This is a genomic window from Acinetobacter haemolyticus (assembly GCF_003323815.1).
In the GTDB taxonomy this organism is placed as follows: Bacteria; Pseudomonadota; Gammaproteobacteria; order Pseudomonadales; family Moraxellaceae; genus Acinetobacter; species Acinetobacter haemolyticus.
In genome coordinates this window covers 3371114-3395817 of sequence record NZ_CP030880.1, presented here as the reverse complement: position 1 = coordinate 3395817, position 24704 = coordinate 3371114, and the positions used below count along the sequence as shown (strand labels likewise).

The window sequence follows — 24704 nt, the reverse complement described above, 5'->3', positions numbered from 1 at the left end:
TATAAACTGACATGTATTACAAATGAAAATTAAATTTAAAAAGGAAATTCTGAAGTACGATTACGATAGTCTCGTAATTTTTGCACATCATCATCTATTCCAGCTTTGAGTGCTTCAAGCGAAGGGTAATTCAGTTCACCATGCAAATAGTGAAGAAAGGTTACCCGCATTAATAAGCCATACAGATTAGCAGAAACATCAGGGAAATGTACTTCTAATCGCCACTCAGGCTGAACTTGTTCGATCGCAGGACGAGTCCCCACATGGCCAGCACCGAATAAGCTATCACTTTGATACCCTGCAATGCCGTTCAGGGCAGGGTTTGTATGTTTTACTTTTGCTGTCAGTGAGGCATTTTCACACACCACATCGACTGCATAGATGCCACTTAGGCAAGGCTTATGACGATTTAAACGAACATTAATTGTTGGAAAATCCAGTGTACGTCCGATTTGATCGCCATATTGCACACGACCCGTGATGCTGTAAGGACGACCCAGCAGTTTAGCTGCTAATGCCAGATCACCTTCTTGTAGAACCTGACGAATACGGGTTGAACTGACACGTTCATCATTCAGTGCAATCGTATCTAAATTGGTGACATTAAAACCATAATCTCTTAAAAATTCACTGTTTCCTTGGCGGTCTTTGCCAAAATGAAAGTCATCTCCCAAAACAAGGGTTTGGGCATTGAGCTTAAATTTGAGTAAATCCGCAAATTCAGTCGCATTCAGGCTTCTAAAGTATTGATCAAACTTTGCTACCGCAATGTAATCCACACCCAGTTCAGTTAAATATTCTACTTTTTCTCGTAAGGAGCTAATGCGGGGTGGGGCATCATAACCTTTAAAAAATTCAAGCGGTTGTGGCTCAAAAATCATCACTAAAGTTTTTAAGCCTTGAGCAGATGCTAACGATTTAAGCTGGGCAATCATCGCTTGATGACCAAGATGGACACCATCAAAATTGCCAATCGTTACCGCAGTCGGAGGTAACTGAAAATTTGGCGATAATGCGTTGAGACGAAGCAACTTCATGGGCGTTAAATACAGTGATTTTTACAAAGGCTATATATTGCCATATTCTCAGCGTTTCGTCTTGTTGTTGTGTTTTTACACAGAGAAATTTCAATATTTAAGCATTTTTATATAAATAAATCTGATTGATTAAATAAAAATAAATCAATTTTTCTTATTTTAAAGCTGAACTAAAATCAATCCATGTTGCTGAATATTGAGATAGAGATGAAAAAGCCATTTTATCAGCTAGAACAAAGTCGAGATGTCATTCGCCATTTTACCCCAAACTGGTTTACAGCCACTATGGGAACTGGTGTTGTGGCAATGATTTTAGCACAGTTACCTTTTGCTTCTGCTCTATTATTCAAGTTAGCGACACAATTATGGCAATTGAATATTTTGCTCTTCATAAGTTTTAGTGTGCTTTATATGTTGCGATGGATTTTATTTCCAACGGAAGCAAAACAGATTTTTAGTCATCCAAATATGAGCCTGTTTTTAGGAGCTATTCCGATGGGGCTGGCGACGATCATCAATGGTTTTCTCAGCTTTGGAACGCATTTATATGGTGATATTGCGGTGCAAATTGCGGAGTATCTTTGGTATTTCGATGTATTTCTCGCTGTGATGATCGCATGGATCGTGCCATTTTGTATGTTTAGCTGCCAAGATCATTTATTACAACGGATGACCGCAGTATGGTTATTACCGATAGTGGCTTGTGAGGTGGCTGCGAGTTCAGCGGGAGTATTACTACAACATTTAACTGCCGATCAGCACGCATTCAATATTTTAGTCACAGGCTATGTACTATGGGGCATTTCTGTATTGCCGGCTTTTGCAATTTTGACCATCTTAATGCTACGTTTGGCTTTACATCAACTGCCTGAGAAAGAGGTGGCAATTTCTAGCTGGCTTTGTTTAGGACCAATTGGCACAGGGGCTTTGGCGTTATTATTATTGGGGGAACAAGCACCACGTATCATGCAGGCGATGGGCTTTGAAAATTTAGCAAACTTACTGCCTGCATTAGGCATTGTGGCGAGTTTAGTATTATTGGGCTTTGGATTATGGTGGTTTGGAATCGCGATCTTGACCACATTGCGCCATATTCGTACTGGGATTCCATTTAATTTGGGTTGGTGGGGACTAACTTTCCCCTTCGGCGTGTTTATTTTAGCAATCTTTAACTTAGCGCATCAGCTGCAAGTTGCTTTTTTACAATCTATCGCTGTGGTTCTAAGTTTATTGCTAATAGGGCTGTGGGCTTTGGTAATGAAAAAAACTGTAGCTGGAGCATACAGCGGTCAACTGTTTTTCTCGCCTTGTTTGGCTGCGTTGCAACAGAAGATGCGATAATATCAAGGTGTGCTTTAGCACACCTTCTTTGTGTCTCTATTTTAATTTGAACGAGTCTTTTTATGAATGCTGATATTGCCCTGATTATGGCGTTGCCGAATGAATCTAAAGGTTTGTTTGAGCAAGCTGGTATTGACGTTCATTACAGTGGAATCGGCAAAGTAAATGCGGCATTCAAAGCCTTTGAAGTGATTCAGAAAACAGGCTGCAAGACGCTGATTAATTTAGGTAGTGCGGGTAGTTCGCATTTTGATGCACATAGCTTGGTAGAAGTAACGACATTTGTGCAACGTGATATGGATGTATCGCCTTTGGGTTTTGCTGTAGGTGTAACCCCAATGGATGATGACATCCCCGCAGAGATTTATACTCAACCACACTTTGAACACTTACCCAAAGGCATTTGTGGCACAGGTGATTCTTTTGAAACAGGTTTACCAAAGGTCAGCTGTAATTTGGTGGATATGGAAGCGTATGCTTTAGCCAAAGTTTGTCAAAAACTGGGTGTGCGTTTAATCTCGGTCAAATACATAACGGATGGCGCCAATGATACGGCTCATTTAGATTGGGAAGAGAATTTATTACTAGGAGCACAAAAATTATTGGCGTTGTATCAAGATCATTTTTAAATGCAAAGGTCTAGCCTTGTAGTTTGTATGGGTAAGTTTCTGTTTATAAATTATTGAAGTTAAATAATTGTTTTGTGGTAAATTCACATAATAGCTCATATATTAAATGATGAGGTGGCGAGAGATGAGATGCCTTACGGGATAAGGATTCGTAGCTTTATATGAAAGATTAATCTTAAAGAAATTCATTCAATATAAAGTAATTTTTTTTCTTGAGGACTCATTCTGTCCAAAATATCGGGAAAAAAATTTAGCATATTGCAACAACCACGAATTAAATAACTTTCAGCAAGTTCTAAAGCTATTGCACTATATTTTTCTTCAACTTCAGAATGGACTCCTGTTCCTCTATTTCCATCAATCATTCTAAAAAAACCCATGGGGAAAGAATGAACATTTGCTGATAAGAGCTTATACCAGTACCTGAAATCATTTTTATTCACTCCCTCTCGCTCTTCAATATCTTCTCTACTTATAAAAAAGCATTTTTACCTTTTAAATATTTTCCTCTATCTCTTTCATCTAAATTTTTAAAAAATATAGAGTTTTTTAGCTGATCTAAAACAATTTTTTCAATTTCAAAATCTTCGTTTTGCACATCATAAGTCTCAGGGAAAAAGGAGAAAAACTGTTTTCGAGAATAATAATCATGTACATTAAAAAGTGCTTTTCGTGCTTTTAATTCTTCTTCAGGCACATTATCAAAACATAAATAAAAAAGTGTTTGATAACATTCCATTATATTCCTTGTAAGACTAAAAGCAGATGCATAATCCCAGTCAGCTTTATATTCCTTTGAGATATCGTGATCTAATAGTTTTTTTAAGCTCCTACCAGTTGTGCATAGTTTAGTAAAAAGAATAGAGGCCCAAACTACTTTATCCTCTTGATCATACCGTCCTGCACCCAAGCGAGAAATTTTCACTGCTAAGTTGAGAGTTCTACAGTAACTTTTAAAAGCTACAGTAAATTTTTTATCACCTATTGCCATTTACTTTAAATTTTCGGAAAAGAGAAATTGTTTGTATCTTAACTTTTCTTTTCTCGACATTGTACACCTTAGAGTTTCAACTAAAAATTTTCCTTTTCAAATCTTTCTGGCTTTGATTTCATTTTTTATTATTTATATGGGTTTGTCTATGATTGTTCCATGATTTTATTCAGATAAATTTAATAATATTCTCAGCCATTCAATAAAAAAGCGACTATTGAAGTCGCTTTACTCGTGTATTTCAATCACTAAAATAAGGCTTGTGAAGAAAACTTAACGAGGAATTACGCCATACAGCATCAAATGGACAGTGTGTTCAATAGTGCGTTGGTACATACTACGGTTACGTAGTGTTTTACCCGTTACCATTTCCATTTGCGTTGCAAAATCAGCATAGTTCTGTGTAATTGCCCAAATATTGATAATCAATAATTCTGGATCAATATCCTGAGACAATTTACCTTGTTCTTGCCACGTTTGAATCACTTTGGTTTTACGCTTAAATAGCTTTTTCAAAGGGCCTTTTAAGATGGGCAAAATATGTGGTGCACCTTGAATGATTTCCAAGGCAAATAAACGAGAAGCCTTAGGCTGGTCACGCGAGCTTTCAAGCTTTTGAATCAAATAGTGGGTCAGTGCTTCAGTTGGTTCAAGCTCTGATTCTAATGTTTGTAAGGGAGCAAGCCACTTTTGTAATACGGTGGTCAAGACTTCCACATAGAGGGATTCTTTATTTTCATAATAATAGAAAATATTCGACTTATGCATATTCGCAAGCTGAGCAATCTCATCGAGACTAGCACCACTGAACCCATAGACAGAGAAAACATCGAGGGCAGCATTCAGCAGTTGATTGCGCTTTTGTGTACTTTTTTTCTGTTCCATCTGCGAGCTTGATTCAAAAAATGTCTTTGACATTGTAAGATAAATTGTCGGATTTGTGCACAACAACACAGTTTTTTTATTTAAAAAGTTGCGATTCTACGATCAGTGGTAGGGATCTATTTGATAATTATTAGAATCTAAACTCTAAAATACATATTTTGTTAATAATTTGATCATGATCGCGGCAGCATCTGCATGATGTTTGAGATATTTTAGTGCAATTTTAAAGAGGTATACGGTTTTAGCTGGCTAAAACCGCATCAAGGACTTGTTGTTCGAGTTGCGCAAAAGCAATGCTCTTTTTACGAGGGCGGGGGAGATTAACTTTGAAATCCTGTGCAATATGACCCTGATCAAGCAGGATAATTCGATCAGCCAATTGCACAGCTTCACTAACATCATGGGTGACTAAAACTGCGGTAAAGCCTTGTTCTTTCCACAGTTGTTCAATCAGATTTTGCATTTCCAAACGCGTTAATGCATCCAGCGCTCCAAGTGGTTCATCTAGCAGCAAAATGCGTGGAGAGTGAGACAATGCTCGTGCTAAAGCAACACGTTGACGTTGTCCACCTGAAAGTTGTGCAGGCCATTGTGAGGCTTTGTCTTTTAAGCCAACTTTTTCTAATAGCGTACTTGCCAGCGTATGCTGATGTTTGGATAAGCCAAGTTGCACATTTGCTAAAACATTTTTCCATGGCAATAATCTTGGGTCTTGGAACATGACTCGAATATCCGCACTGCTAATGCCTTCACGAAAATTTCGAGCAGATTGAAATTTGATTTCACCATAGCTGGGTTTTTCTAATTGAGCGATAAGGCGCAATAAGGTGCTTTTCCCACACCCACTCCGACCAACGATTGCAACAAATTCACCGGCTTTGATCTGGAGGTCTAAATCTTCAAGCACCTTGACCTCTGCATAGAATTTATACAGCTGTTCGATCAGAATCTCTGCCCCATTGGCAGATGAGAGTGCTGTTTTTACTTCAGTAAGTGTTTTAATTTCATGGTTTTCATGAAAATTTAGGTTTAAATTACTCATTTTAGTCCCCCCTTTTTATTTTTGATAACCCGCATGCCAGCGTAATAAATAACGTTCCAATGCTTGTGCCAGTACATCTGCTAATTTACCGAGTAAGGCGTACAGTAAAATGCCGACCAAGACGATATCCGTTTGCAAAAACTCACGTGCATTCATGGTCATATAGCCGATACCTGCTTGTGCTGAAATCGTCTCTGCAACGATGAGTAAGACCCATACCAAACCTAGGGAGAAACGTAGTCCCACCAGAATCGAAGGCATGGCACCGGGGAGAATAATCTCTTTATAGAGTTGCCAGCGATTGAGTCCGTAACTTTTCCCCATTTCAATCAGTTGAGGATCGACGGAACGAATACCATGATAGGTGTTGATATACATCGGGAAAAACACCCCCACAGCCACCAAAAACAGCTTGGCGGTTTCATCAATGCCAAACCATAAAATCACCAATGGAATCAGAGCAAGTGCAGGAATATTGCGAATCATTTGCAAGGTGGTATCAAGTAAGGTTGATGCGATGCGAGATGAACCATTCAATAAGCCTAAAATGAGACCTAAACCACCTCCAATCAATAAACCGAGTAAGGCACGACCAGCACTAACTTGGACGTGCTGCCAAAGTTCACCACTGACCAATAGTTGCCAAAATGCACTTACCACTGCGCTTGGAGCGGGTAAAACACGATATTGTAAAATGCCTGAGCTTGACGCAATTTGCCAAATGGTCAAAAGTAGAATTGGAAATAGCCAAGGGAGCAAACCTTTAGTGATATGTTTTGTTCCACGTGAAACATTGCTCAAATAAAGTTGTTTGGTCATGCGCTTTCCTTGCTTGGAAGTTTGGATTGCTTCTCTTCAGGTACATAGTTGTTGGCAATGATTTCTCCAAAAGGACCAGTCAAATGCGGTTGTGCCAGTTTTTGTCGTGTCTGTAAGGGAAGTAAAGGAAAGACTAACTCGGCAAATCGAATGGATTCCTCTAGATGCGGATAGCCAGAAAAGATAAAGGTATCAATGCCTAAATCCGCATATTCTTGAATGCGTGCAGCCACAGTTTCTGGGTCACCAACTAAAGCTGTACCAGCACCACCACGGACCAAACCAATACCTGCCCATAAATTTGGCGAGACTTCGAGTTGGTCTTTACGTCCGCCGTGCAAAGCGGCCATTCGTTGTTGACCAACAGAGTCCATTTTTGCAAATTTTTTCTGTGCTGCTGCAATTGTTGCATCATCTAAATATTGGATCAGTTCATTAGCAGCTGCCCATGCCTGTTCATTGGTTTCGCGAACAATCACATGTAAGCGAATGCCATAAGTGAGTGTGCGACCTTTAGCTGCTGCTTTGGCGCGGAGATATTCAATTTTCTCTTTTACTGCGGCAGGAGGTTCACCCCAAGTTAAATAGGTATCGACCTGTTCCGCTGCTAATTCAGTTGCAGCTTCTGATGAACCGCCAAACCATAACGGTGGATAAGGACGTTGTACGGGCGGGTAGAGCAGTTTGGCATCATCGACACTTAACCGCTCACCATGAAAAGTGAAGGATTCACCTGTATGTGAGCGGGTCAAGATTTCACGCCAGATTTTGACATATTCGGATGCGGTTTGATAACGGGTGTTATGGTCTTCATACAGGCCATCACCTTTAAGCTCTTGTTCATCACCACCTGTCACTAGGTTCAATAAAATACGACCATTAGACAGGCGATCAAAGGTTGCTGCCATTCGTGCGGCCAATGCGGGTGTGGTAATGCCTGGGCGCAGTGCCACCAAAAATTTAAGTTGTTTGGTGGCATCAATTAAGCTGGCGGCTGTGATCCAAGGGTCTTCACAAGAACGTCCCGTTGGAATTAATACACCTGCATAGCCGAGATTATCCACCGCTACAGCAATCTGTTTCATATAAGCATGATCAACTTGACGTGCACCCTTGCTGGTACCTAAATAACGACTGTCACCGTGAGTGGGGATAAACCAGAAAATATTCATGTTGATATTCCTTATAAAATCAATCTTTATTGCGTCATGCACATACTGTGCTGAATACACATGGGACTAGGAATCACTTGCTTTAAATCGTAATCCTCTTTGTTCCCTTGATTATTCAACTTGGTTTTTCAAGACAGCCTCTTGAATGTGAAGTTGTTTTGGGATGAGCTGTTGTGCAAAGAAAGCATCAGCAACATATTGTTGTTCTGTTACCACTTTTTCTGAGATGGGTTGAACGCCAAAACCCATACGAGATATCGAGGTCTTTAACACATCAAACCCAAGACCAGTCGGCTTTTCGAGTAGTTTTGCTGCATCTTCAGGATGTGCTTTGACCCAGTCTGTGGTCTGATTCAGTGTGGTAATCACTGTTTGTAAAACTGCTAGATTGTTCTCCGCATATTGGCGATCTGCCAAATAAAATTGATGGTTGTTCACCAGATCTTCGCCATTAGCGATTACACGGGCTTGGATTTGGTGCTCAGCTGCAGCAAGGAACGGGTCCCAAATAACCCAAGCGTCAACCACGCCTTTTTCAAAGGCCGCACGTGCATCTGAAGGCGGTAAATAAACAGGTTGAATATCACTGAGCTTGAGATTGTGAGCTTCAAGTAGTTTAAGGAGGAGGTAATGCACATTCGAGCCTTTATTAAGCGCGATTCGTTTACCTTTTAAGTCTTGTATCGATTGTATAGGTGAGTCTTTATGAACGATTAATGCCTCAGCTGTTGGAGCAGGTGGTTGGTTGGCGACATAAATCAAATTGGGATTCGCTGCTTGTGCGAATATCGGTGGTGCTTCGCCTGCTTCACCAAAAACAACACTTCCTACATTCAAACCTTCCAGAAGCTGGGGACCCGCTGGGAATTCAATCCATTTCACCTTGATTCCCTGAGCAGCAAGGCGTTTTTCTAATTCACCTTTTGTTTTAACGATCGGCAAGATGCCATACTTTTGAAAGCCGATATTGAATGTTGTGGTTTCTTGTTGTGTTGTTGCTTGCTGCTCAGGTTTCTTTGCACAACCTGTGATTCCCATCAAACTGGCAAGGCTCGCTGCAATGATGAGATATGACCATGAGTGATTGCTTGAAATGATCATGTTGGTTGTGCTCCCCAAAAAATCAAAGATTGAATTAAGATGAGCAACCACGCTAAAACTTTTTCTATGATAGAAAAAATAACGAATTAGGCTTTATTTATACGGAAAAGTGCAAAACACAAGATTGCATAAGCTTAGCCATGCTTTGTATAAACGCGATCATCAGAAAAGTTTATAAGGTATTGTTTTTAGTTTAATTAATTTTGGTATTTCAAGAAGATGACTATTTTTTATTTTAGATCAATCAGTAATATTGATGTGTTGTAGATATCTTTATGAGAAATAAAAATATCTACAACCGAAATGAACTCAAACTAAAACTTTTTTAAAGACTAAGGAGTTACGTTGATAGTTATAGAGCGCTTGGCGAGCATTGGGTAAATCATCGATGCTGGCCGCGATAAAGCCTTGTTCCAAGAACCAGTGGGCCGTGCGAGTGGTTAGCACGAACAGTTGTTGAATGCCTTGTTGTTTGGCTTTAGTTTCTAGAAATTGCAAGATCTGGCTGCCACGATTGGATTTTCGATAGTTTGAATCCACAGCAACGCAGGCAATTTCTGCTGAACGGATTTCATTTTCTCCTGTAGGGATGGGGTAGAGTGCCGCACAGGCCAAAATCATGCCGTCACGTTCAATCACGGCAAATTGCTCAATTTCGCTTTCAAGAAGTTCGCGTGAGCGATAGACCAGAATCCCTTCTTGTTCGAGTGGGCGAAGTAGGTTAATCAAACCACCGACATCTTGAATATTGGCGATTCGTACCTCCTCATAGTGAGCATCTGTGATTAGTGTACCGACCCCATCACGTGTAAATAGTTCTTCAATTAATGCACCATCATACGCATAAGAAATTAGATGCACACGATGTACACCAGACAATGATGCCTGTTGAGCTTGTTTGAGGTGTAAGGCAAACTCAGGATATTGGGATTGGAATTGTTGAATATAGGGTTCAAGTTGACGCGGACTTAACTCGCGTAGCAGTTGTTGTTGATCATTGATTAGCCCTTGTTTTTCACCTAAGAAAATCAGTTTATCGGCGTTTAATGCAGTTGCCGTTTTGGTTGCGACTTCTTCAGCGAGTAAATTAAAGACTTCACCCGTGGTCGAATAGCCAGTTGGCCCTAATAAAACAATATTATGATTATCTAAATGACGTTGAATTGCATCGGTATCAATCGAACGTACATCGCCAGTAAGTTGGAAGTCGATTCCTTCACGAATACCATAAGGTTTTGCAGTCACGAAATTGCCTGAAACCACATCAATGCGTGCGCCGTACATCGGCGAATTGGCTAAACCCATGGATAATAGAGCTTCAATTTCTAGGCGAATTGAACCCACGGCATTCATTACACCACGTAGAGATTCGCGTGTGGTAATACGACGATTTTGATGAAACGGTGTTTCGATCTGTTGTTGATGTAGATTTTGATTAATCTGAGGACGTGCGCCATGTACGAGAATTAAGCGAATGCCTAAAGAATGCAGCAGGGCAATATCGTGAATAATATGCTGAAAATTTTCATGCTGAACGGCTTCACCACCGAACATCAGAACAAAGGTTTTATCTCGGTGTGCATTAATATAAGGTGCAGAATGGCGAAACCAATGTACATAATGTTGAGTGCTGTGATGCAATTTTTCTACAGGCTTACTTGGCATACCGATCTCAAATCAACAGATATGAGATGATTCTAAACAAAAAAACTCAAACTCACATGATTTAGTTTAATAAAAAGCACTCAAATGAAATTTGAGTGCGATCTTGTGAGCCATCCATCTCGTATAGGACTATGTGGTGTAGTTAGAATGCTCGAATAGTGACAATACTATTATCATCTGAGTTAACTAAGATATAGTCGTTGTTGATTTTGTACCATTGTTGATTACGTCCCGGCTTCGGTAGATTATTTTCTTTGTAATCTATTTTATAGCCATTGCCACGGTAGTGTTGGGGCATGACATATCCCGCTTGCCAGCGATGTTGTTTCAAGCGCTCTACACCACGTTCCTCACGCATCCGGCGTTCACGCATCCGGTTGTCATTATCTGAACGTTCAAAATTGCGACCATGTTTGCCTCGCGTATCTTCATCGCGATCAAATGGAGGACTCGCAAAACTTGTTACACTCCCCAATAAGGCAGTTGAACCTAAAATCAAAATAATGAAAAATTTTTTCATGATACACCTAATATCGGATGTCTCTCATGTGAAAACTGTACCTTAAAAATGCAGAGAAACTGTGAAGATCAATTCATTGTTCCTTTAAAAAGATGAAGATAATTTACACGGCTCTCTGCATCAAGTTAGTCTTCAATGCTGTTTGGAATTATTCTCATAAAGTCTTAATCTTGCGCATCAATACTTTGCCCATTCATGTCTAGGCTATCATCACCCATCAGATAAAGATAGGCAGGCATGATGCTGTCTGGTGTAGGTAACACTTTTGGATCTTCATCTGGATAGGCTTTAGCACGCATTGCGGTACGTGTTCCACCCGGATTAATACAGTTATAGCGAATGTTTGGGAAGCTATTTTCTAAGGCAAAGATTTTGCTCATGGCTTCCGTCGCAATCTTGGAAACTGAATAAGCACCCCACAATGCACGCGCTTCACGCCCAACACCTGAACTGGTAAAGATCACAGAAGCATGTTCTGATTTTTCGAGTAAAGGTAATAAGGCTTGAGTTAAAGCAAAAGGTGCACGTAAATTTACCGCCATGACATCATCCCAGACATCCACAGGATAATTGGCGAGTTCCACACGATCACCTAGCATGCCAGCATTGTGCAAAATACCATCTAAACGGCCAAACTGCTGTTCTAAGGTATCGACCAAAAGCTCATAATCATGACTCGATGCCGTTGAGAGTTGTAATGGGAGAATAGCAGGTTGCGGCGCACCTAAAGCCTCAATTTCATCATAAATGACTTCAAGTTTGTTTAAGGTACGACCGTGTAATACCACAGTTGCACCATGAAGGGCATAACTCATCGCAGCAGCTCGTCCGATCCCATCACCAGCACCTGTGATTAAGATAATGCGATCTTTAAGTAGATCTGGGCGAGGTTGATATTCTGAATATTTCATTGTTATGCCTCCTGTTGTTATCTGAGTTGTTTAACTCATCATACCCTGATTTTCTGCTAAAACTGTGATTTTCTGTTGGAGCAATTGTTGAAGCTCAGCAACAGTGTGAATAATGGCATCTGCTTGCCACGCACTAAGATCATCACGGGATTCAATAGGTAAATAGCCATATGCAGCTAGAATGGTGTACATCTCTGCATGACGACCCGCATCAATATCACGAGGATGATCTCCGACATAGATAATCTCTTTCGGATCAATCTGTAGTTGTTTTGCCGCTAAATACATGGGTTCAGGATCTGGTTTAGTTTTACTCACATCTTCAGGACAAACCAAAACAGAACAACGTTTAGTCAGTTGCAATTCTGCCAGTAAGGACTCACTCAAACCACGTGGTTTATTGGTCACGATCCCCCAAGGAATCTGATTTGCCTCAAGTTGTTCAAGTAATGGATACATGCCCTCAAATAGATCGGTATCAACGACGATGTTGTCACCATATACATCTAAAAAGCGTTGGCGATGTGCTAAGAAAATAGGATCAGTGAGTTCTAATTCAGGATAAACCAATTTCACCATAGCACGCGCGCCCTCGGACACTTGGGTGCGAATGAGTTCTGCATCAACGACTGGACGTTGCTCGTCCCGACACATTTGCTGAATGATTCGAATAAAGTCAGCTGCTGTGTCAATTAAGGTGCCATCTAGATCAAATAAAACAGCTTTCATTAAGCACCTGTATTCGTAGTATGAACCATGTAATTCACATCGACATTTGGGGCAAGCCAATAGTGCTTGGTGATCGGATTGTAATGTAAGCCAATCATTTCCTTGAGGGTTAAACCTGCATTGCGAATATCATGTGCCATTTCTGAAGGGCGGATGAATTTATGATAATCATGTGTGCCCTTTGGCAGTAAGCGCAATACATATTCTGCGCCAATAATCGCAAATAAATAGGATTTTGGATTGCGATTAATAGTTGAAAAGAACACATGACCACCGGGTTTCACCAAATTTTGGCAAGCTTGAACAATTGATGCAGGATCAGGTACGTGCTCCATCATTTCCATGCAAGTAACGACATCATATTGACCTGCTTGCTCTAGTGCTAGTTGTTCAACAGGAATTTGGCGATATTCGATATTTTGTACATTTTCTTGTTGCGCATGTAGGCGGCCCACTGCAAGCGGAGCCTCACCCATATCAATGCCAAGAACATCAGCACCACGACGGGCCATACTCTCAGCTAAAATTCCACCACCACAACCCACGTCGAGGACTTTTTTACCCGTCAAACCGCTAACGCGTTCATCAATCCAGTTTAGACGTAAAGGATTGATTTGATGGAGCGGGCGAAATTCCGAATGTTGATCCCACCATTTGGCAGCCAATGCTTCAAATTTTGCGATTTCTTGCGGGTCAACATTCAATTGCGACATAGTGTCACCTCTATATTAGGATGATTATTTCGGTTTAATCTTTGGGTAGTGTAGCGATTCTGGCAAAAAAAGCGATAAATCCTATAAAAAACTTCACAGAAGAAAAACGAATTAGTCGAGTTTGCTTTATATTTAGCATATAAACTTACGAAAAATGCTTAGAGGAAAAGCACAGGCAATGAAAAAGTTAGTACTCAGTGGTTTAGGTGCAGTTGCGTTGACGTTTTCAATGAATACAATGGCTGCCAATTTTGTTGAAGGCAAAGACTATACAGTTGTGGCCAATCCTGGAAAAACGGTTGCGCCAGCAGGACAATACGAAGTCCGTGAATTTTTTTGGTATGGTTGTGGTCACTGCTATAACCTTGAGCCGCATATGCAAACTTGGTTAAAGAAAATTCCAAAAGATGTGTATTTCCTTCGTACACCAGCAGCCATGAATAAAGTGTGGGAACAAGGTGCGCGTGGTTACTATGTGTCAGAGGCACTTGGTGTTCGTAAGAGAACTCATATTCCATTGTTCCATGCGATTCATGAGGGTGGTCAGCAGATCTTTGACCAAGCATCTCAAGCGAAGTTCTTTGCGCGTTATGGTGTGCCAGAACAGAAATTTAATAGTATGTTTAACTCTTTCCCAATTACTGCAAAAATTGCGGAATCAAATCAGTTGGCTCAACAGTACCAATTGACAGGCGTACCTGCAGTCGTGGTAAACGGGAAATATGTGGTACAGGGTGAAGATGCAAAAGTCACCCAAGTGGTTGACTTCTTGCTAGAAAAAGAGCGTAAAGGCAAATAAAATTGCCATTTAACTCAAATACAAAGGACTGAGGAATTACCACAGTCCTTTTTTATTCAGGGTTATTCACTATCCAAAGCTTCTATGTCAATTTGCACTTTTTGTGTAGGTAGAGATAAAGCTTGGTTGACGTAGAGGTTAATTAATTTTTCCCGTGAGCCGATTGAGCGTTGGTAATAGCTTGAATTTAATAATAAGGCTGCGCCATAGGTCAGTGACCAAATATAAGACAAATAATCACGAATCGACATGTCATAATTTTGCGACTTTAAATATTTTTCGGTCATTTCTTTCAAAGAAACAATACGTTGCTGACGAATTTCATAGAGCTCATCAAAGAGATGTTTTAACTTTGATTCAGTCATGGTGAGATGTTCTTCTAATTGATGCAATAGAATCGTACGACTGGGTGCTTTTAGATGATAGAGCATATAGCGAGGCGCATATTCTTTGACATCAGTATTATATTTATCTGAAATTTTTAAAATTTCTTTTTCATTTTGAATAATAAGTTCCAGGAGCAGTTCGTTTTTGCTGCGGAAATGTTTGTATAGTGTACCTTTGGCAATGTCCAGTTCGGCAACCAGTTCATCTAGGGTCATTTCTTGGTTGTTTTCTAGTAATAGTTTTTCAGCAACCTGCAAAATTTTTTCTTTGCGAATTAAGAACTGTGTATGACGATCAGGATTCATGATGCTTATAAGCTCCTCATAGTGTTCTAAACGGCAATGCTTTATTGTCTAATGCATAATAACGCGAAGCAATGCTTTTATATATCAAACTTTAAGCTTGATATAGTCAAACGTTTTGTGGTTCCCAATTTGAGATCCCATTAAATAACAAACGAACCTGAGTGGTTGCGTTGTCTATAAATAGATTCTGTTGTTCTAATAAATTATCGATCTCAAACTGTTTGGGTAGATTGATCCACGTCATCGCCCATGTAAAAGACATATTGATTAAAATGGTGGATAAGACTTGTAAATGTTTGGCGTCTTTAATGTGCTTGAAGGTTTCAAGCTTGCAGAGATCAATAGCGAGATCTTCAATCAAAAACTCAATTTCACGTGCAATTGCGATTCTTACCGTTTCAGATCCACCCCAACGTTCGGCAATCATAAACTGCCATTGTTGCGGACTATGATTGACCGCTTGCACGAACAGCTCAATACTGGTGCGGGTTTTAGCTGCTCCACTATGTTTTAGATAGCTTTGACCGAGTTGATGAATCAGACTTTTGAGATGTAAAGAGACTTGATCAACGAGCTCTTGCCCCAGTGCTTCCATATCTTGGAAATGACGATAAAACGCTGTTGGTACTAAACCAACTTCACGAGCAACTTCTCGCAAACTAATACTACTAAATGAGCGCCCAGAGGTACTGAGGTGAAGTGCTGCATCCAGTAGAGCTTGCCGACTCTGTTGTTTTCGTTCATCTCTAATCGACATGAATAAGATCCATTAAAACCATATAGTAGGGTTTGTTGATATTTCAGCCATGCCTTGCGTTATAGGCTAAAACCACACAAACAAGGCATGAAACGCAGACAATGGCGGCTCCCTTGTCAAGCTTCATAACGAAGTTTGGGGCAGTTTTAGCCATAACCCTGCGGGACAGGTTCATCTTTTGTCGCTACTGCGTTATGCCTTACTCATTTAGAAGGGCTAAATTTCGTAAGTCAAGCCTTGTATCGTCAAAAAGATGTTCTCTGTCGCAAGCATCTGTGAAATGCCAACAGACCCTATAGTCTAGCAAAAAAAATAGCTTTTTTTTAGCTTTAATCCATTGCTCAATCAGACACTTTTTAGCTTTTGGCAAATTCAGTCACATTTTCAGCAGGTTCAGTATCTCCTCAAGGTGTTGTTTTTCTCAAGAGAATTTAAGCATTTATAAAAAAGAGTAAAAAACACTCAGAAAATTAGTGAACAAGTGTTGACTCAGTGAACACAAGTGAATATAGTGTACACATGTTCACTACATGAACATTTGTTCACTCAATATAAATAGCCAGATACAAAACGAGGAACGTATGAACGCAAAGTTAGAGTATCAGCCACACTGGGTTAGAGAAGATTTTGTTGATTTTGTTTTGCAAAAAATAAAACCAACTTTTGCTTGGAAACGTATTCTTGCTGAAGTGACAGCAGTACGCTCATTAAGTACAGATATGGTTTTATTGACTTTAAAGCCAAATCATAACTTTGACCTTTCGCAAGTAAGTGCAGGACAAAGTATTTTGATTACCTTGATGATTCAGGGGATTTATCATCAGCGTAGTTATTCAATTATTGATATTACGCCACAAGGTGAGATCCGTCTGGGAATCAAAGTGCAAGGTCTGGTTTCTAGCGCAGCTCAGCTTTTACATGTGGGTGATTGTATCGAAATCTCGCAAGCACAAGGTGATTTTGTTTTGCACCAAGGGCAGCAACCCGCGCTATTAATTGCATCAGGTTCTGGTATTACTGCCATCTATTCTTTATTGCAACAAGCGATTACACAGAACTTAAAAGAAATTCATGTGGTGTACTTCAACCGCGCTGAAGTGTTCCATCAAGAGATCGTGGATTTGGGGAAACAATATCCACAGCTAAAATATCATTTCTTTAATACCTCTGTAGCCAAACAACATTTAGATACAGCTTTATTAGAGCAATTGGTACCGAATTTTAAAGAAATTCAAGCCTATGCATGTGGTCACCACAGCATGATGCGTCAAGCACAAGAGATCTATATGCAACATGGCGCAGCAGAAAATTTCCATCAGGAATTCTTCCAGCCTGTGCAGTTGGAACAGTCCAATGAAGCCCAACAGATTACCTTCCGTCGTGCACAACAGAACTTTATTGCAACGACGAATCTCCTAAGTAGTGCAGAACAAGCAGGTTTACGCCCACAACATGGTTGCCGTATGGGTGTATGTAACCGCTGTAGCTGTACCAAAGTCAGCGGCGTGACAAAAAATGTGATCACGGGTGAAATTGATGATCAACCGAACCGCGCAATCAAATTATGTGTGAGTCAGGCGCTTAGCCCAGTCACGATTGACCTATAAAAAGAAATATTGAGGATTATCACAATGAATATGGCATTAGAGTTTAAAACCGCATCCAAATCGGCCCATTTAACACCTGAGCAAGTTGCAGAGTTTGGTCGCCGTGTAGAAGCAATTCGTCTTGAGGTGATGCAAAACCTTGGTGAACAAGATTCGAAATATATCTACAAAGTACGTAATTTTGTGCGTTATACCGAGATTGCTTCACGTAGCATGTTGATGTTTGGAGGCTGGATCCCACCTGTATGGTTAGTCGGAACAGCAATGCTGGGCGTTTCTAAAATCGTAGAAAACATGGAGCTTGGACACAATGTTATGCATGGCCAGTTTGACTGGCTGAATGATCCAAGTTTACGTGGTGAAGACTATGATTGGGACAATACCTGTTCAGGCAATGACTGGCGTTATACGCATAACTATATGCACCATACTTACACCAATATCGTTGGTAAAGACCACGATGTCGGCTATGGTATTTTACGCGTAAGTGAAGATCAGAAATGGGAAGTCCGTCACTTGGCGAATATTCCATTGGCATTGCAATTGATGTTCTTTTTCCAGTGGTATGTGGGCGTACAAAATTTACATTTGGAAGATGCTTTAGTCTATAAAACCAAAACCTGGAAACAGGTATGGGCAGACGCTGCTGAGTTCCGTAAAAAAGCGAAACGCCAAGTCCTAAAAGATTATGTATTTTTCCCTGCGATTGCGACCATTAACTTTATTCCTGTGTTAGCTGGAAATGCAGTGGCGAACATTATCCGTAATCTTTGGTCATCGGCAGTGATTTTTAATGGTCACTTCACCGAAGATGCTGAAACTTTTGAAGCAGACAATACTGAAAATGAAACCAAGGCTGAATGGTACTTACGTCAGATTCGTGGTTCAAGCAACTTCACCGGTGGGAAATGGATGCACTTTATGAGTGGTAACTTGAGCCATCAGATTGAACACCATTTATTCCCAGATATGCCAGCCAATCGTTATGAAGAAGTTGCACCTAAAATCAGAGCGTTATGTGCTGAATATGGTATCAACTATAACGAAGCGAACTTTATGAAGCAGTTTTGGACGGTTTGGGTACGTTTAGCCAAATGTTCATTGCCAAATGATGTCGGTAGCCATCTTGCTCAAGCAATAAGCAAACTGAAGGCAAAATTGAAGTTTGCTTAAATGAGTGAATTGTAACGAATAAGTAAAACGGAATAGGTAGGCAAATGAGCTATACTATGGCGCAATTACTTTTGTGCCATAGTTTTAAGGAATCATTATGCGTATTGACCAGAGAGCATTAGACCAATTACGAGAGGTAAAAATTACCCGTAACTATACCCGTTACGCTGAAGGTTCAGTTTTGGTTGAGTTTGGTCATACCAAAGTGCTGTGTACAGCAAGCATTGACAACTCTGTTCCGCGATTTTTAAAAGGACAAGGGCAAGGTTGGGTGACTGCTGAATATGGCATGTTACCGCGTTCAACACATACCCGTAGTGATCGTGAAGCAGCACGCGGTAAGCAAAGTGGTCGTACTCAAGAGATTCAACGTTTGATTGGTCGTAGTTTGCGTGCCATGGTGGATTTGAAGAAGTTAGGTGAAAACACCATTACGATTGACTGTGATGTGATCCAAGCGGATGGCGGAACGCGTACTGCAGCAATTACAGGTGCAGCAGTGGCTTTGGTTGATGCAATGAATGTATTGCTCAGCAACAAAAAAATTAAACAAGACCCTTTAAAAGGTCTGATCGCTGCAATCTCGGTGGGAATGTATCAAGACGAAGTTCTCCTCGATTTATGCTACGAAGAAGATTCAAATTGCCAAACGGATTTAAATGTGGTGATGACACAAGCGGGTGAATTTATTGAAATTCAAGGAACGGCAGAAGATAAACCGTTTACTCGCCAACAGTGTAATGCCATGTTAGAGCTTGCAGAAAAAGGAATCGCGGAATTGATTCAGAAGCAACAGCAAGCACTCGGTTGGTAAGTTCCAGTTGATAGTGCGGGCGGTCTGGTTTTTTTAGACCGCCTTTTTTTTATTTGAATGCGACCTAATAGATTATCATTGATAACATCATAATAGGATGTTTATATTTAAAGACCTGTTACTGGGATAGCCTACAAAGATCAAGCGAATACTTTCATAAAGTAACAGAGCACTCTGATTTACCCCATTTTATTTTGATAGATTGAGTAAAAATTGAAATGAAGAATGATAGGGGAAATGATGCTACAGATATTTCTGGTATTTCTAACAGCAGTTACGTTTGTATTAATGGCGGTTGATCCGCGACCAAATGATGTGGCGGAGTCAAAATCAGCGTGGACTGAACAGACCAAAGCATCTGATAATTCGAAACCAGATGCTTCGTTTACTGAGCAATTAACGATGAATAAAAACGACTCCGAGCAGGTTTAAGCATTAAAACGCATTGATAAATCAACAGCTCTTACATCTTTGGTGAGCACACCCATTGAAATGTAATCCACACCTGTTGTCGCAACTTCGCGTAAATTCTCAATGGTGATATTGCCAGAAGCTTCTAATTTACAGCGACCTGCAACATGTTTTACAGCATCAATCATTTGTTGCTGACTAAAGTTATCTAACATGACAATATCAGCACCTGCTTCAAGTGCCTGATTGAGTTCATCCCAAGTTTCAACTTCAACTTCGACAGGTTTACCCGGCGCGATTTCATGGGCCTTAGTAATAGCTTGTGCAATACCACCCGCTGCCATGATGTGATTTTCTTTAATTAGGAAAGCATCAAATAAACCTAAACGATGGTTTTGACCACCACCTACAGCCACTGCATATTTTTGTGCGATGCGTAAACCCGGTAAGGTTTTTCGTGTATCGAGTAGTTTGGTATGTAAGCCATCAAGTTGTTTTACATAACTGGCTGTTTTGGTTGCAACTGCTGAAAGTGTCTGGATAAAGTTTAAAGCTGGACGTTCCACTGTCAATAAACTACGGGCTGAACCTGCAAGCTTTAAAAAAGCTTCATTGGCAGCCACAACATCACCTTCTTGTTTTAACCAAGTGACTTGAACCGTGTTGTCATAAGCTTGAATCAGTGCATTGACCCAAGGTTGACCCGCCAAGACCATTTCCTCACGGCTGATAATAGTTGCAGTTGCTAGTTCATCTGCTGGTGTGAGCATGGCGGTGATATCACCGTCCCCAATATCTTCTTGTAATGCTTGTTGAATATTGATTTGAATAGATTGTTCAAGCAAAGATTGAGGAATACTCATACCATTTCCAGTAGATTCTGATTAAAAAACTTGGGGCTTATATTAGCACCCTCGGCTTAAAAAATAAGTATTTCATCTCGATTATTCTGGATAAAGCATGTCAAAATGGAAACATAAATATTAAATTGCTGATTCGAGTCACAATGTCACAATCTAGATTTACGCAAGTTCAAGATGGAATATTATTGGGTGCAACACAGATTGCATCACCAAATTTTAACGCACGCCCCGCGGATATCGATATTCAATTGATTGTGATTCATAATATCAGCTTACCGCCGTCGCAGTTTGGTGGTGGTTATATTCAGCAGTTTTTTCAGAATCAATTGGACTGGTCCGTGCATCCTTATTTTCAGACCATTGAAGGTATGCAGGTATCGGCTCATTTATTGATTTTGCGGACAGGTGAAGTCATTCAATTTGTGAATTTTCAGCACCGTTCGTGGCATGCAGGCCGTTCGAGTTATCTTGCCCAAAAAGAATGCAATGATTATTCGATTGGTATTGAACTCGAGGGGAGTGATGATCTGCCATTTGAGCCTGAACAATATCAAGCTTTAGTTGAGGTGGTGCACACACTGCGTCAAGCATATCCTAAGATTCAACGCCATATTGCAGGGCATTCGGATATTGCGCCTCAGCGTAAAACTGATCCTGGCCCTTATTTTGATTGGCAATTATTTCGTAATATGCTCGCGAAACACAAATGAAGTGAAAAAACAGCATCAGATTTATGATTCTACAACGAAATTTGTTTGAACTTTTATTACAATAACGCTTTTGAAAAATAAGCCGTAGGTGAGTGTGATGGCATTGTGGCGATCGACTGTTATTGTCAGTGCAATGACGATGTTATCTCGAGTACTTGGATTGGTACGAGACATTGTACTGCTCAATGTTTTTGGTGCAGGTAAGGATTTCGATACCTTTGTCGTGGCGTTTCGTATTCCCAACTTTTTTCGACGATTGTTTGCGGAAGGGGCATTTTCACAAGCTTTTATTCCTGTTTTGACGGAATATAAGACCAGTCGCACCCATGCCGAAGTACAAATTCTCATTAGTCGTGTTTTTGGGTGCTTACTAACAGCGATGTCACTGCTGACGCTGATTGCAATGATTGCCGCGCCTGTGATCATTTATATCTATGCACCTGGCTTTCATAAAGATCCAGAAAAATTTGCACTTGCGGTAGATTTGTTTCGCCTCACTATTCCTTACTTAATGTTTATGTCACTGACGGCTTTCGCCAGCAGTATTTTAAATAGTTATGGCTCTTTTGCCTCACCTGCATTTGCCCCCGTACTACTGAACATTGCAATGATCGCAGGTGCATGGTGGCTGACACCTTTTATGGCAGAACCGATCATGGCGCTGGGCTGGGCAGTGGTGGTGGCGGGTGTACTGCAACTGGCGATCCAGATCCCTGAATTATGGAAAAAGAAATTACTGATTCCACCAAAAGTTGATTTTAAACACGAAGGTGTGGATCGTATCTTAAAGTTAATGCTGCCCGCGTTATTTGGTGTTTCTGTCACTCAAATCAATTTATTACTGAATACGATTTGGGCATCGTTTATGCAAGATGGCTCAGTATCATGGTTGTATAGTGCTGAACGTATGACTGAGCTGCCATTAGGTCTGATTGGGGTCGCGATTGGTACCGTGATTTTACCGTCATTGTCTGCCCGTCATGCGGAACAGGATCAAACAAAGTTTAGAGGAATGTTGGATTGGGCAGCAAAGATCATCATGTTGGTGGGCATTCCAGCCAGCATTGCTTTATTTATGTTGTCTACACCGATTATTCAGGCTTTGTTCCAACGTGGTGAGTTTACCTTACAAGATACACAAATGACGGCTTTGGCTTTGCAATGTATGAGTGCAGGTGTCATTTCATTTATGCTGATAAAAGTTTTTGCCCCAGGTTTTTATGCACAACAAGATACCAAGACACCTGTGCGTGTCGGCTTAATCGCAGTTGCTGCAAATGCGATTTTAAATGTCCTATTTATTGGTTTATTTAAATTGAATGGTTGGGAGGCGGAGCACATGGCGTTGGCGATGGCGTCTTCAGGTTCGGCTTTAGTAAATGCAGGCCTACTCTATTACTATTTGCACAAGCGCAATATTTATCGCTTTGGGGCACACTGGAAGAAACTCGCTTTCCAATTTAGTGTTGCCAATATCGTAATGATTGCTGCCTTGTGGTATGGCCTAACGTGGTATCAAGGTGATATTTCACAGTGGTTACGTGTTGCAGAGGTCATGGGTTTGTGCGTACTTGGTGTAGTTGCTTATGTTATTGGATTATTCGTAACAGGATTTAGACCAAGACATTTGAAACACTAAATTATAAGCATTAAAAAAATACCCCTCCTTATTGAAAGAAGGGGTATTTCAAATTTGAATTACTTAACTTCGATGAGCTCAATTTCAAAAATGAGTGTGCTGTTGGGACCAATCGCATCACCCGCACCGACTTCACCATAAGCAAGATTTGATGGAATAAAGAAACGACTTTTGCCACCTTCCTTCATGGTTTGTAGTCCTTCGGTCCAACCGGGAATCACTTGACTGAGTTTAAACTCAACCGGTTGATTGCGGGCAATTGAGCTATCAAACACTGTACCATCCAGTAAGCGTCCTTCATAGTTAACCTTTACCGTTGCACTAGCTTTAGGTGACTTTCCTTTACCGGCTTGAAGCACTTGATACTGTAAACCTGATCTTGTGGTTACGATATTGGCTTTTTTACGATTTTCTGCCAAGAATGCTTTGCCAATTTTGTCATTCTCTTGAGCAATTTCTTGAAACTCAACCAGTTGTTTGGCTTCTATGCGCTTTTTATACTGATTTAATACGTTTGCCATTTCTTCATCGCTTAAGGATGCAGGCTTGCCCTGTGTTGCTTCTTTTAAGCCTTGTATGAAAGCATCAATATTCAAATCTTTGAGGGTATTGGCATTGCCTTTACCCATCAAATAACCGTAGCTATAGCCCAATTGTTCTTGTTGTGGGCTTTTCAAAGTGATTGGTGACGCATAAGCGCTACCCATCAGCATACTCATTAAAATTAAACTTAATTTTTTCATTATTTCTTCCAGAATGCATTTGCAAAAATAAGGGAGAGCACATGCTCTCCCTATATCTATTATTTAACTGCGATGAGTTCAACATCAAAAATCAAAGTACTATTCGGCGGAATAGAGCCTGGAACACCTTGAGTACCATAACCTAAGTTTGCAGGAATATAGAAGGTTGCCTTACCACCTTCTTTCATCAATTGTAAGCCTTCAGTCCAGCCAGGAATCACTTGATTGAGTGGGAACTCGATTGGCTCACCACGATCATAAGAACTGTCAAATACTTTACCATCAGTCAATTGACCTTTGTAATGTACTTTCACCACTGAAGTCTCGGTTGGTTTTTTACCTGTGCCTTCTTTCGTGACTTTATATTGCAAGCCCGAATCTGTGGTTTTAACGCCTTCTTTCTTGGCATTTTCTGTTAAGAATGTATTGCTGGTTGCTTCAGCTTTTTGAGACTCTTCGATTTGCTTTTGTTGCATATCTTGTTGAAACGCTACGTAAGCGGCTTGTAGCTCTTCCTCGGTATAAGCAGCAGGTTTATCTGCATGTCCATCACGAAAACCTGTGATAAATGCGCTTGTTTCTAACTCTGGTGGAGTCTGTTTCGCAACTTCATAACCTAAGGCGTAGCTAATTTTAGCAACTGGGGCTGCATTTTTATCAGCTTTACTACCAAGCTCAGTCGCAGGATGTTGAGTGGCATAATAAATTGGAACAAGGGCTGCACCGCCTAAAACGGCTGCGACAATAACAGGTAACGCTTTACTCATGAGATGTCCAAAATTGAGATTTTGATAAAAAATATGGCATTGATCTTAGCATGTCTCTGCTTTCGCATTGAATAACTGATCAGAAAAATGCGTGTATTTTTTATAGGCTTTATGTTTTCTAAAAGATGTTAGTATCTGGTTTCGCAATAAAGCCAGATCATTGATCTGGCTTTA

General features: G+C 40.4%; 27 protein-coding genes. 9 read left to right on the top strand and 18 right to left on the bottom strand.

The annotated features are described in order from the left end of the window. Positions 1-35 precede the first annotated feature (35 nt). Positions 36-1037, bottom strand: coding sequence for a bifunctional riboflavin kinase/FAD synthetase (ribF, locus tag DS737_RS15745; RefSeq protein WP_004637365.1), 1002 nt, complete (start codon positions 1035-1037; stop codon positions 36-38). A 207-nt stretch (positions 1038-1244) separates the two neighbouring features. On the opposite strand from ribF, the gene DS737_RS15740 reads away from it, so the two are divergent. Together DS737_RS15740 and DS737_RS15735 are read left to right on the top strand one after the other, a co-directional pair. Next, complete coding sequence (locus tag DS737_RS15740) at positions 1245-2378, top strand: TDT family transporter (RefSeq protein ID WP_005085889.1); 1134 nt, start codon at positions 1245-1247, stop codon at positions 2376-2378. A 62-nt stretch (positions 2379-2440) separates the two neighbouring features. Then, entirely contained in the window at positions 2441-3007 is a 567-nt protein-coding gene (locus DS737_RS15735; RefSeq protein WP_113997927.1) for a 5'-methylthioadenosine/S-adenosylhomocysteine nucleosidase family protein, read from the top strand. A gap of 185 nt (positions 3008-3192) precedes the next feature. Here the strand turns inward: DS737_RS15735 and DS737_RS16315 are convergent, their stop codons facing one another. The 12 genes from DS737_RS16315 to ubiG all read right to left on the bottom strand — a co-directional run bounded on the left by DS737_RS16315 (position 3193) and on the right by ubiG (position 13555). Then, entirely contained in the window at positions 3193-3450 is a 258-nt protein-coding gene (locus DS737_RS16315) for a hypothetical protein (protein ID WP_228206834.1), read from the bottom strand. A 29-nt stretch (positions 3451-3479) separates the two neighbouring features. Next, the gene (locus tag DS737_RS16310) at positions 3480-3998 is read right to left on the bottom strand and encodes a DUF5677 domain-containing protein (RefSeq protein WP_228206833.1); all 519 of its coding nucleotides are present in this window, start codon (positions 3996-3998) and stop codon (positions 3480-3482) included. A gap of 273 nt (positions 3999-4271) precedes the next feature. Next, the gene (locus DS737_RS15725; protein ID WP_005085882.1) at positions 4272-4883 is read right to left on the bottom strand and encodes a TetR/AcrR family transcriptional regulator; all 612 of its coding nucleotides are present in this window, start codon (positions 4881-4883) and stop codon (positions 4272-4274) included. A gap of 241 nt (positions 4884-5124) precedes the next feature. After that, entirely contained in the window at positions 5125-5925 is an 801-nt protein-coding gene (locus DS737_RS15720) for an ATP-binding cassette domain-containing protein (protein WP_113997926.1), read from the bottom strand. 15 nt (positions 5926-5940) lie between these two features. Continuing rightward, positions 5941-6744 carry an aliphatic sulfonate ABC transporter permease SsuC gene (ssuC, locus tag DS737_RS15715; RefSeq protein ID WP_113997925.1) on the bottom strand — a complete coding sequence of 268 codons (804 nt, stop codon included), beginning with the start codon at positions 6742-6744 and terminating at the stop codon, positions 5941-5943. Continuing rightward, on the bottom strand, positions 6741-7916 hold the full coding sequence (ssuD, locus tag DS737_RS15710; RefSeq protein WP_113997924.1) for an FMNH2-dependent alkanesulfonate monooxygenase: 1176 nt from the start codon (positions 7914-7916) through the stop codon (positions 6741-6743). Before ssuD ends, ssuC begins: the two co-directional genes overlap by 4 nt. Before the next feature lie 111 nt (positions 7917-8027). Further along, positions 8028-9017, bottom strand: a complete 990-nt coding sequence (locus tag DS737_RS15705; protein ID WP_113997923.1) for a sulfonate ABC transporter substrate-binding protein — start codon at positions 9015-9017, stop codon at positions 8028-8030. 309 nt (positions 9018-9326) lie between these two features. After that, entirely contained in the window at positions 9327-10682 is a 1356-nt protein-coding gene (argA, locus tag DS737_RS15700) for an amino-acid N-acetyltransferase (RefSeq protein ID WP_004637376.1), read from the bottom strand. A gap of 142 nt (positions 10683-10824) precedes the next feature. Continuing rightward, positions 10825-11202, bottom strand: coding sequence for an RcnB family protein (locus DS737_RS15695; RefSeq protein ID WP_113997922.1), 378 nt, complete (start codon positions 11200-11202; stop codon positions 10825-10827). Positions 11203-11366: 164 nt separating this feature from the next. Continuing rightward, entirely contained in the window at positions 11367-12113 is a 747-nt protein-coding gene (locus DS737_RS15690; protein ID WP_109441793.1) for a YciK family oxidoreductase, read from the bottom strand. 30 nt (positions 12114-12143) lie between these two features. Next, positions 12144-12842 carry an HAD family hydrolase gene (locus DS737_RS15685; RefSeq protein ID WP_113997921.1) on the bottom strand — a complete coding sequence of 233 codons (699 nt, stop codon included), beginning with the start codon at positions 12840-12842 and terminating at the stop codon, positions 12144-12146. Next, the gene (ubiG, locus tag DS737_RS15680; RefSeq protein ID WP_113997920.1) at positions 12842-13555 is read right to left on the bottom strand and encodes a bifunctional 2-polyprenyl-6-hydroxyphenol methylase/3-demethylubiquinol 3-O-methyltransferase UbiG; all 714 of its coding nucleotides are present in this window, start codon (positions 13553-13555) and stop codon (positions 12842-12844) included. The genes DS737_RS15685 and ubiG overlap by 1 nt, the downstream gene beginning before the upstream one ends. Positions 13556-13733: 178 nt before the next feature. Here ubiG and DS737_RS15675 point away from each other — a divergent pair, with 178 nt between their 5' ends. After that, positions 13734-14354 carry a thiol:disulfide interchange protein DsbA/DsbL gene (locus DS737_RS15675; RefSeq protein ID WP_113997919.1) on the top strand — a complete coding sequence of 207 codons (621 nt, stop codon included), beginning with the start codon at positions 13734-13736 and terminating at the stop codon, positions 14352-14354. Positions 14355-14416: 62 nt separating this feature from the next. On the opposite strand, the gene DS737_RS15670 is transcribed toward DS737_RS15675, so the two are convergent. Then, the gene (locus DS737_RS15670) at positions 14417-15046 is read right to left on the bottom strand and encodes a TetR/AcrR family transcriptional regulator (protein WP_004637382.1); all 630 of its coding nucleotides are present in this window, start codon (positions 15044-15046) and stop codon (positions 14417-14419) included. Positions 15047-15152: 106 nt separating this feature from the next. Beyond that, positions 15153-15803, bottom strand: a complete 651-nt coding sequence (locus DS737_RS15665) for a TetR family transcriptional regulator (protein ID WP_113997918.1) — start codon at positions 15801-15803, stop codon at positions 15153-15155. 581 nt (positions 15804-16384) lie between these two features. Between DS737_RS15665 and DS737_RS15660 the strand changes: the two genes are divergently transcribed. From DS737_RS15660 to DS737_RS15645, 4 genes are all read left to right on the top strand, one after another. Further along, the gene (locus DS737_RS15660; protein WP_113997917.1) at positions 16385-17410 is read left to right on the top strand and encodes a ferredoxin reductase; all 1026 of its coding nucleotides are present in this window, start codon (positions 16385-16387) and stop codon (positions 17408-17410) included. Positions 17411-17440: 30 nt separating this feature from the next. Continuing rightward, on the top strand, positions 17441-18583 hold the full coding sequence (locus tag DS737_RS15655) for a fatty acid desaturase family protein (RefSeq protein WP_171055756.1): 1143 nt from the start codon (positions 17441-17443) through the stop codon (positions 18581-18583). A 97-nt stretch (positions 18584-18680) separates the two neighbouring features. Then, on the top strand, positions 18681-19397 hold the full coding sequence (rph, locus tag DS737_RS15650) for a ribonuclease PH (protein WP_004637386.1): 717 nt from the start codon (positions 18681-18683) through the stop codon (positions 19395-19397). Positions 19398-19637: 240 nt separating this feature from the next. Then, positions 19638-19829, top strand: a complete 192-nt coding sequence (locus tag DS737_RS15645; RefSeq protein ID WP_113998007.1) for an ABZJ_00068 family colistin stress protein — start codon at positions 19638-19640, stop codon at positions 19827-19829. On the opposite strand, the gene nadC is transcribed toward DS737_RS15645, so the two are convergent. After that, the gene (gene nadC, locus DS737_RS15640; protein WP_113997916.1) at positions 19826-20671 is read right to left on the bottom strand and encodes a carboxylating nicotinate-nucleotide diphosphorylase; all 846 of its coding nucleotides are present in this window, start codon (positions 20669-20671) and stop codon (positions 19826-19828) included. The genes DS737_RS15645 and nadC overlap by 4 nt on opposite strands. A 143-nt stretch (positions 20672-20814) precedes the next feature. On the opposite strand from nadC, the gene ampD reads away from it, so the two are divergent. Both ampD and murJ read left to right on the top strand, forming a co-directional pair. Then, the gene (gene ampD, locus DS737_RS15635; protein ID WP_113997915.1) at positions 20815-21381 is read left to right on the top strand and encodes a 1,6-anhydro-N-acetylmuramyl-L-alanine amidase AmpD; all 567 of its coding nucleotides are present in this window, start codon (positions 20815-20817) and stop codon (positions 21379-21381) included. 88 nt (positions 21382-21469) lie between these two features. Continuing rightward, entirely contained in the window at positions 21470-23020 is a 1551-nt protein-coding gene (gene murJ, locus DS737_RS15630) for a murein biosynthesis integral membrane protein MurJ (protein ID WP_171287596.1), read from the top strand. A gap of 59 nt (positions 23021-23079) precedes the next feature. Here murJ and DS737_RS15625 read toward each other — a convergent pair whose 3' ends face one another. After that, positions 23080-23763, bottom strand: coding sequence for an FKBP-type peptidyl-prolyl cis-trans isomerase (locus DS737_RS15625; RefSeq protein WP_113997913.1), 684 nt, complete (start codon positions 23761-23763; stop codon positions 23080-23082). Positions 23764-23822: 59 nt separating this feature from the next. Next, complete coding sequence (locus tag DS737_RS15620; protein ID WP_113997912.1) at positions 23823-24530, bottom strand: FKBP-type peptidyl-prolyl cis-trans isomerase; 708 nt, start codon at positions 24528-24530, stop codon at positions 23823-23825. Between the last annotated feature and the right edge of the window lie 174 nt (positions 24531-24704).

Bases quoted from the DNA above. Each gene is read 5' to 3' on its own strand.
- DS737_RS15735 (WP_113997927.1), top strand. From the start codon at position 2,441: ATGAATGCTGATATTGCCCTGATTATGGCGTTGCCGAATGAATCTAAA.
- ssuD (WP_113997924.1), bottom strand. From the start codon at position 7,916: ATGAATATTTTCTGGTTTATCCCCACTCACGGTGACAGTCGTTATTTA.
- DS737_RS15645 (WP_113998007.1), top strand. From the start codon at position 19,638: ATGCTACAGATATTTCTGGTATTTCTAACAGCAGTTACGTTTGTATTA.
- DS737_RS15705 (WP_113997923.1), bottom strand. From the start codon at position 9,017: ATGATCATTTCAAGCAATCACTCATGGTCATATCTCATCATTGCAGCG.
- DS737_RS15685 (WP_113997921.1), bottom strand. From the start codon at position 12,842: ATGAAAGCTGTTTTATTTGATCTAGATGGCACCTTAATTGACACAGCA.
- rph (WP_004637386.1), top strand. From the start codon at position 18,681: ATGCGTATTGACCAGAGAGCATTAGACCAATTACGAGAGGTAAAAATT.
- argA (WP_004637376.1), bottom strand. From the start codon at position 10,682: ATGCCAAGTAAGCCTGTAGAAAAATTGCATCACAGCACTCAACATTAT.
- DS737_RS15655 (WP_171055756.1), top strand. From the start codon at position 17,441: ATGGCATTAGAGTTTAAAACCGCATCCAAATCGGCCCATTTAACACCT.
- DS737_RS15720 (WP_113997926.1), bottom strand. From the start codon at position 5,925: ATGAGTAATTTAAACCTAAATTTTCATGAAAACCATGAAATTAAAACA.
- DS737_RS15665 (WP_113997918.1), bottom strand. From the start codon at position 15,803: ATGTCGATTAGAGATGAACGAAAACAACAGAGTCGGCAAGCTCTACTG.
- DS737_RS15695 (WP_113997922.1), bottom strand. From the start codon at position 11,202: ATGAAAAAATTTTTCATTATTTTGATTTTAGGTTCAACTGCCTTATTG.
- ampD (WP_113997915.1), top strand. From the start codon at position 20,815: ATGTCACAATCTAGATTTACGCAAGTTCAAGATGGAATATTATTGGGT.
- ssuC (WP_113997925.1), bottom strand. From the start codon at position 6,744: ATGACCAAACAACTTTATTTGAGCAATGTTTCACGTGGAACAAAACAT.
- DS737_RS16310 (WP_228206833.1), bottom strand. From the start codon at position 3,998: ATGGCAATAGGTGATAAAAAATTTACTGTAGCTTTTAAAAGTTACTGT.
- DS737_RS15620 (WP_113997912.1), bottom strand. From the start codon at position 24,530: ATGAGTAAAGCGTTACCTGTTATTGTCGCAGCCGTTTTAGGCGGTGCA.
- DS737_RS15690 (WP_109441793.1), bottom strand. From the start codon at position 12,113: ATGAAATATTCAGAATATCAACCTCGCCCAGATCTACTTAAAGATCGC.
- DS737_RS15670 (WP_004637382.1), bottom strand. From the start codon at position 15,046: ATGAATCCTGATCGTCATACACAGTTCTTAATTCGCAAAGAAAAAATT.
- DS737_RS15660 (WP_113997917.1), top strand. From the start codon at position 16,385: ATGAACGCAAAGTTAGAGTATCAGCCACACTGGGTTAGAGAAGATTTT.
- ribF (WP_004637365.1), bottom strand. From the start codon at position 1,037: ATGAAGTTGCTTCGTCTCAACGCATTATCGCCAAATTTTCAGTTACCT.
- DS737_RS15740 (WP_005085889.1), top strand. From the start codon at position 1,245: ATGAAAAAGCCATTTTATCAGCTAGAACAAAGTCGAGATGTCATTCGC.
- ubiG (WP_113997920.1), bottom strand. From the start codon at position 13,555: ATGTCGCAATTGAATGTTGACCCGCAAGAAATCGCAAAATTTGAAGCA.
- DS737_RS15725 (WP_005085882.1), bottom strand. From the start codon at position 4,883: ATGGAACAGAAAAAAAGTACACAAAAGCGCAATCAACTGCTGAATGCT.
- DS737_RS15625 (WP_113997913.1), bottom strand. From the start codon at position 23,763: ATGAAAAAATTAAGTTTAATTTTAATGAGTATGCTGATGGGTAGCGCT.
- DS737_RS15675 (WP_113997919.1), top strand. From the start codon at position 13,734: ATGAAAAAGTTAGTACTCAGTGGTTTAGGTGCAGTTGCGTTGACGTTT.
- nadC (WP_113997916.1), bottom strand. From the start codon at position 20,671: ATGAGTATTCCTCAATCTTTGCTTGAACAATCTATTCAAATCAATATT.